The 6,219-nt window shown below is 69.8% G+C and carries 7 protein-coding genes; 2 read left to right on the top strand and 5 right to left on the bottom strand.

Annotation, left to right across the window (positions count from 1 at the left end; translation table 11 throughout):
* Positions 1-133: 133 nt before the first annotated feature.
* From VGD70_RS15635 to VGD70_RS15650, 4 genes are read right to left on the bottom strand one after another with little or no spacing between them, the layout of a single operon-like run.
* A complete protein-coding gene (locus tag VGD70_RS15635; protein ID WP_331082180.1) occupies positions 134-964 on the bottom strand; it encodes an MEDS domain-containing protein in 831 nt (276 codons plus the stop codon).
* A 52-nt stretch (positions 965-1,016) separates the two neighbouring features.
* Positions 1,017-2,900: a CheR family methyltransferase gene (locus tag VGD70_RS15640; RefSeq protein ID WP_331082181.1), complete on the bottom strand. Its 1,884-nt coding sequence runs from the start codon at positions 2,898-2,900 to the stop codon at positions 1,017-1,019.
* A 19-nt stretch (positions 2,901-2,919) separates the two neighbouring features.
* Positions 2,920-3,654 (bottom strand): STAS domain-containing protein, encoded by a 735-nt coding sequence (locus VGD70_RS15645; RefSeq protein ID WP_331082182.1) that lies wholly within the window; start codon positions 3,652-3,654, stop codon positions 2,920-2,922.
* A gap of 2 nt (positions 3,655-3,656) precedes the next feature.
* Positions 3,657-4,673, bottom strand: a complete 1,017-nt coding sequence (locus VGD70_RS15650; protein ID WP_331082183.1) for a chemotaxis protein CheB — start codon at positions 4,671-4,673, stop codon at positions 3,657-3,659.
* A gap of 168 nt (positions 4,674-4,841) precedes the next feature.
* On the opposite strand from VGD70_RS15650, the gene VGD70_RS15655 reads away from it, so the two are divergent.
* Both VGD70_RS15655 and VGD70_RS15660 read left to right on the top strand, forming a co-directional pair.
* A complete protein-coding gene (locus VGD70_RS15655) occupies positions 4,842-5,126 on the top strand; it encodes an iron-sulfur cluster biosynthesis protein (RefSeq protein ID WP_331082184.1) in 285 nt (94 codons plus the stop codon).
* A gap of 151 nt (positions 5,127-5,277) precedes the next feature.
* Positions 5,278-5,406, top strand: a complete 129-nt coding sequence (locus tag VGD70_RS15660; protein WP_331082185.1) for a hypothetical protein — start codon at positions 5,278-5,280, stop codon at positions 5,404-5,406.
* Here VGD70_RS15660 and VGD70_RS15665 read toward each other — a convergent pair.
* On the bottom strand, positions 5,400-5,906 hold the full coding sequence (locus tag VGD70_RS15665; protein ID WP_331082186.1) for a helix-turn-helix transcriptional regulator: 507 nt from the start codon (positions 5,904-5,906) through the stop codon (positions 5,400-5,402). The genes VGD70_RS15660 and VGD70_RS15665 overlap by 7 nt on opposite strands.
* Positions 5,907-6,219: the final 313 nt, after the last annotated feature.

Below are 6,219 nucleotides of genomic sequence, written 5' to 3' on the forward strand. Positions count from 1 at the left end.
TAGATCATCGTGCGAAGTCCCGCGCCGACCACCGGAACCTCAGGGGACCGTGACGACACCCAACCACCACCCACCCCGATACCCACACCATTCGCCGGAACGCAACGCACACTTTAAATCCCGGGGAGGCGGACTAGTCGAACTTGGCGAGGCCGTCGGCCGACTCCGTGCGGGCGACCAGGTCGAGGCCGTCGCCGCCGAGGCGGAGCAGGGTCAGCGCCCGGTACAGCGTCGGCGACGCGTTGACCAGGCGCAGCCGCTCGGCGCGGTCGCGGAGCACGTCGACGGCGGTCTCGAAGGCCCGGCTGCCCGCCGCGGACAGGATGGTGACCTCGGCCAGGTCGGCGGTGGTGACGCCGTCGGCCACCGCGGCCGTCAGCACGGCGCCGAACCGGCCGGCGTTGTCGGCGTCGATCTCGCCGCGCACCAGCAGCCTGCCCTCGGCGCAGCGCGCGGACCAGAGGATGTCGTCGACGCTGCGGTAGTGCACGCCGGCCACCGCATCGAGCAGTTCCGGGTGCTCGACCCGCACGTCGTAGCAGCACAGCACGCGGACGCCGGGCTCGGACGTGAGCCACTCGAGGTCCCGCTCGTGCGCGAGCCGCTCCACCGGGTCGGGCGTGAGCAGCCGCGGGGCCAGGTCGTCCGCGGTGAGCAGGACACCGGGATAGCCGTCCGCGCGGGCCCGGGCGATGAGGTCGATGTGCAGGTCGCGCAGCCGCTCGTGCCGCCCGTCGGTCTCCTCGTGGCACTGGTGCGCGTCGACCAGCTCCAGCTGTCCGGTGTCGAGCGCGGTCCCGGCCACCGGGCCGAGCCCGGCGAGCATCGCGTCGTCGACGGCCCGGTGCAGCACCTTGTCGCCCCGGGACAGCGCGTCTGCCATCCATGCGACGGTCTGACTCCGCTGCCACGCGTTCGACTGGTGAATCACCATCGAATGACGGGTGGGCAGCAACACGTCCATATGGCAGACGGTACCCGGCTGCCCTGAGCGCTCACGCGTGGTCGGCCGACCGTTAGCTCGCCGTGTCCAACGGGCCGTCGGAACCGGCCGGATCCTCGGTGTCCATGATGAGGATGCAGCCCTGGATCGTGTTCGACGGGCTGCGCAGCGAGCCGCACCGGACGTGCAGGGAGATCCGCCGGCCGCGCCGGTTGACCGCCTTCACCCGCACCGTCGTGTCGAAGTCCTCGTCCTGCAGCGCGCTGCGCACGGCCGGCGCCAGCTCCGCCATCGGCAGGCCGATGTCGAGGTTGAGCAGGTGCTGCCCGGCGGCCTCGTCCCGGCGCAGGCCCCAGAGCTCCTCCGCGCCCCGGTTCCACGCGAGTATCCGCATCTCGTTGTCGACCACCGCGAGCCCGGACCGGATGGAGGTCAGGATCGACTCCAGGAAGTCGTTCACCCGGTCCAGCTCGAGGCTCCGCACGCGCAGCTCGTCGTTGATGGCCTGCAGCTCGTCGTTGGTGGACTGGAGCTCCTCGTTCATCGTCTCGAGCTCCTCGTTGGTGGACTGGAGCTCCTCGTTGGTCGTCTCCAGTTCCTCCACAGTGGACTGGAGTTCCTCGTTGGTGGTCTCCAGCTCCTCGTTGGTCGACTGGAGCTCCTCGTAGGCGGACTCGAGCTGGCGGTTGGCGTGCGCCAGCTCGTCGAGCAGCGCCCGGGCCGCGGTGACGTCGTGGAACACGATCGACACGCCGAGCAGCCCGCTCTCCCCGTCGACGAACGGGTTCACGTGGATCTCCAGCCACGCGACGTCGCCGGTGCCGCGCTGCCACTCGACGTCCTTGATCCGGATCGCGCGGCGCTCGACCTTGGCCTGGTCCACGTAGCCGCGCAGCTCCACCGGCCGGTAGGACACCTCGAGGTCGCGCAGCGGCCGGCCGACGTCGCGCGGCGAGAGGCCGAAGACGAGCTCCGCCTGCTGGTTGACGAGCGCGACGATGTCGTCCGCGGTGACCACGACCTGCGCGACCGGGCTCGCCGAGAACGCGAACTCGCGCAGGTGGTCGAGGCTGCCGACCTCGCCGTGCCGCTCGCTCGACGCGGCCTGCGCGCCGACGCTGCCGAGGCCCGCGGGGCCCACGACGGTCTTGCGGAACAGCCGCCGCTTCAGGTCGATCGGCTCGAAGATCATGGCGTGCGACAGCAACATCTCGGCCTTGCCGAGGAACAGCAGTCCCCGCGGGGCGAGCGCGAAGTGCAGCCGGCCGAGGATCTTGGTCTGCGTCTCGGCGTTGAAGTACATCAGCGTGTTGCGGCACACCAGCAGGTCGATCCGGGAGATCGGCGCGTCCTGCACCAGGTCGTTACGGCCGAAGATCACCGACCGGCGCAGGTCCTTGCGGAAGACGTACTGGTTGCCCGCCCGCTCGAAGTACTGCCCGACGAGCTCCGGCGGCACGTTCTCGACCGCGGCCTCCGGGTAGATGGCCTGCCGGGCCTGGACGAGTGCCTCCTCGTCGACGTCGGTGGCGTAGATCTTGACCCGCTGCCGGAACCGCTCGACGCCCATCGCCTCTGCGAACACCATCGCGAGCGAGTAGGCCTCCTCGCCGGAGGCGCAGCCCGCGCTCCAGATCCGCACCGGGTCCTCGGGCGAGCGCTCGGCGAGCAGCGACGGCACGATCTCGTCCCGCAGGTACTCCCACGCCTCCTGGTCCCGGAAGAAGCTCGTGACGTTGATCAGGATCGTGTTGAACAACGCGTCGAACTCGTCGGAGCTGACCTGGAGCTGGTCGATGTACTCGGCGTAGTCGTGGATGCCGACCTGGGCCATCCGCCGGCCCACCCGCCGGGCCAGGCTCGTTCGCTTGTAGCCGGTGAAGTCGAACCCGCGGGTCTCTTTCAGGTAGGTCAGGACGGCTTCGAAATCCCCGCTGGGGTCGCCGGACGTGGTCACCAGGGCACCCTATTCGCTCCTACGCCTTGAGCACGGCCCAGACGACCTTGCCGCCCGAGGGTGTCGGCGAGCAGCCCCACACGCGGGACAGCTCGGACACGAGCACGAGACCGCGGTGACACAGCGTTTCCGCCTCCGGCTCGATCAGCCGCGCCGGCGCCGGGTCGTCGTCGTACACGGCCACGGTCAGCAGGCCCCGGCGTAGCTCCAGCCGCAGCGACGGCGCACAGTACGTGTGCAGCAAGGTGTTCTCGACGAGCTCGTTCGCGATGATCATCGCGTCCTGGACGCGCATCGCGACCGGCCACTGCCGGCACACGTCGAGCACGAACCGCCGGGCGATCGCCGCGCTCGCGAGGCTGTTCGGCAGCTTGCGCCGGGCGATCCGGCGGACCGCGGGCGCGTCGACCGCCGCGACCGCGGCCAGCACCGACGGGTGGATGGGGACGAACCGGGCCAGCCGGTAACCGTCGAGCAGCGCCCGCTGCCCGGGCCGCTCGACGGCGAGGAGCAGCGGCACGCCGGGCCAGTCCGCGAGCTGGTCGGAGACCGAGGAGAACAACGCGAGCGCGGCACGGTCGGGCACCGCGAGCCCGTCGAGGTCCACGATCACCGCGCGGGGCTCGTTCGTGGCCGCCTTGACCAGCAGCGTGCGCAGTTGGCCGTAGGACGCCGCGTCGAGCACGCCGGTAGGCGCGAGCACGGCCGCGCCAGCGACCTCGCGGAGGTCGACGCGTAAGGCGGCGGAGGGCACGGCTATCTCAGCTCGTCCGGTTCGCTGCGTCCCGCGACGTTCAGCGGTGCCCGCAGCAGCGCCGCCGCGTCCAGCGCTTCCTCGGCGGTGAGGTCGTAGCGGCCGGCGAGGCCGGTGCTGCCGCGTTGCCTGGCGTTGTCGGCCATCCGTTGGCTGAGCGCGGCTTTCTCGGCGAGGGTGCGAATGGCCGCCCAGAGCGCGCGCTCCCACGCCGAGCCTTGAGCGTCGAGCAGTGCCTCGGCGGTCCACGCGTGGCCGACGCGGCAGCGGTAGCGGCTGCCGGGCGTGATCTCGACGAGCACGCCGTCACAGTCCGGGCAGCTGAACCCGGACATGCGGCCGAGCTGCTCCGGATCGCGCCCGACCTGTGCCGACGAGTCCGTGGTGGCGATGTTGTTCTCCAATCGCATCAGTCTGGACGGTGCCGGGGCACCGTCGAGTTCAACCTCCTCGCGGCAGAGCTTGTCGAGAACGGCACCCATGGCGTCGACCGTCAGGACGTGGTCGACCTCCAGGGCTTCCATCGCGTGCCGGGGCATCCCCGAGTAGAGCGCCTCGGCCGGGTCCTGCACGATCACCCGCCCGCCGCGGCTGGCGATCGACACGAGGCCGGCCACCCCGTCGTCGAGCACGCCGGACAGCAGCACCCCGGTCACCCGGGGACCGCCGACGATCGCGGCGGAGCGGAACAAGCTGTCGATGGCCGGGCGCCTGCCGTTCTCGGTCGGCCCATGGGAAAGCGCCACGCGCTCGCCCGCCACGAGAAGGTGATGACCGGGCGGGGCGACGTAGATCGTGCTGTAGTCCAGGGTCATGCCGTCGGTGGCGCTGTGCGCGGGCAGCACACCGGCGCGGCTGAGGATTGCCGGCAGCGCACTGGTTCCGCCCGCTGGCAGGTGAAGAACGACGAGAACACTGGCCGCGAGGTCGGCCGGCAGCCCGGCGACGAAGCCGCCGAGGGCCTCCACCCCGCCCGCGGACGCACCCACCACGATGAGGTCACGCGTATGCCGAGTCATCGATGTGTCCTCGGATCGTCGTGAAAGTGCTCTGTGCAGGTCACGCTACGCCTCCTGGCCGCCCCCGCGGTCTGTTGGCTACCCATTCGGCCCTGCGGGAAACCTTTCGGTTAGCGGGGTGGCGGGCCGGGTAGGCCGATCAAGGTCTATCCGAAAGCGAGGTGCTTCGTGCTGCACATCACCCCCGAAGCCGGGCTGGCGATCAACCGGCTGGTCCGCGGTCAGGGCGCCGCAGGCCTCAGGGTCGAGGCGAGGTTCGGCAAACCCGACTTCGCGGTCTCGATAGCCGCGATGGCCGACGAGACCGACCTGGTGGTGACCGAGGAGACGACGGGCGCCCGCGTGATGCTGGACTCCCTGACCGCCGACTACGTCGACGACAAGACCCTGGACGTGGACGACACCGTCGAGGGCACCGCCCGCTTCCAACTCGCAACCCAAGGCACCACTTGACACACATGTTGATACAAAAGTGTGGCTCAGTAGGACCCGCTACCCCAACTGTGTGAGGCAGTTGTCCAGGCGGCATACTGGCGTTCCGCACGGAGACCCCGGCGACAACTGAACACCAAGCCCGCCGGTCCAGCCCTTGTGGAGAGTCCGTATGTTCCGGAAGATCGTCAAGATCCTAGCCGTGGCAATCCTTGGCGTTGCCCTGCTGGCGTTGGCGGCCGCGCCCGCCGGCGCCGAAACGCTGGGCACGTACACGGTGGCCTGGATTCCGTTTCACTGATCGTCCCCGCGTGGCGCCGCGCGGGGGGCGAACGTCGCCAGGTAGGCGACCAGCTCGGTCCGGGGCATGCCGAAGATGAAGGCCATCTCCCGCACGGCGGGCGGCTCGAGCCACGCTATGTTCTTTCCCTCCGGTTCCTCCAGCTTCAGCCGGGCCCAGGTCCGGACCTGGTCGAAGGAATCGGCGTCGTCGTACATCAGCGCGGGCAGGTCGATCAGCAGTGTGAGTGTGTAGAGCTCGGCTTTTGCGCGCTGCAGCGAAAGACTCAGAATGTCGGGCGCGGCGACGCCCAATGCCCGGCAGATTTCTATCAGGCGGATCACGGTGCATTGTCTGGCGCCGGATTCGTAGGTCGCCAACGTTTGTGGATGGATTTTCGAAGGCATTCGATCGATCAGCTCGGCTCTTGTCAAACCGAGGGCATCTCTCGCCCGGCGGAGTTCTTCGCCGAGAAGTCTGGTTATCGCGTCGTCGGTCACGCCGGTCAACGCGGTGTCCATCGAGGGCCCCTCCCTCTCGAGTGACCAGCCGCTCGCCGGTCCTGTACACCCGCAGGGGTGACGGGGCCCAGGTGCCCTGCTTACGCGGACAGGACAGGGCAATTTCCCGGCCCCGTCGCCGCTATTTGTGTTACTCGCGGTAGCCGGCGATATCAAGGTGCATTCGGGCGAAGCGACGTGCCGGGTGCGGCGCTCCCGGGGGTTGCCGGGGGCCGGACATAGACTGCGGGCTCAGCTGACGAGCGAGCCGAGGAGCGTCTGTGGCCGAGCCGAGTCCGTCGCCCAACGGGGCGGTGACCCTCGCGGGGCAGGT

It is taken from the genome of Actinophytocola sp. (assembly GCF_036402745.1).
Classification (GTDB): domain Bacteria; phylum Actinomycetota; class Actinomycetes; order Mycobacteriales; family Pseudonocardiaceae; genus Actinophytocola.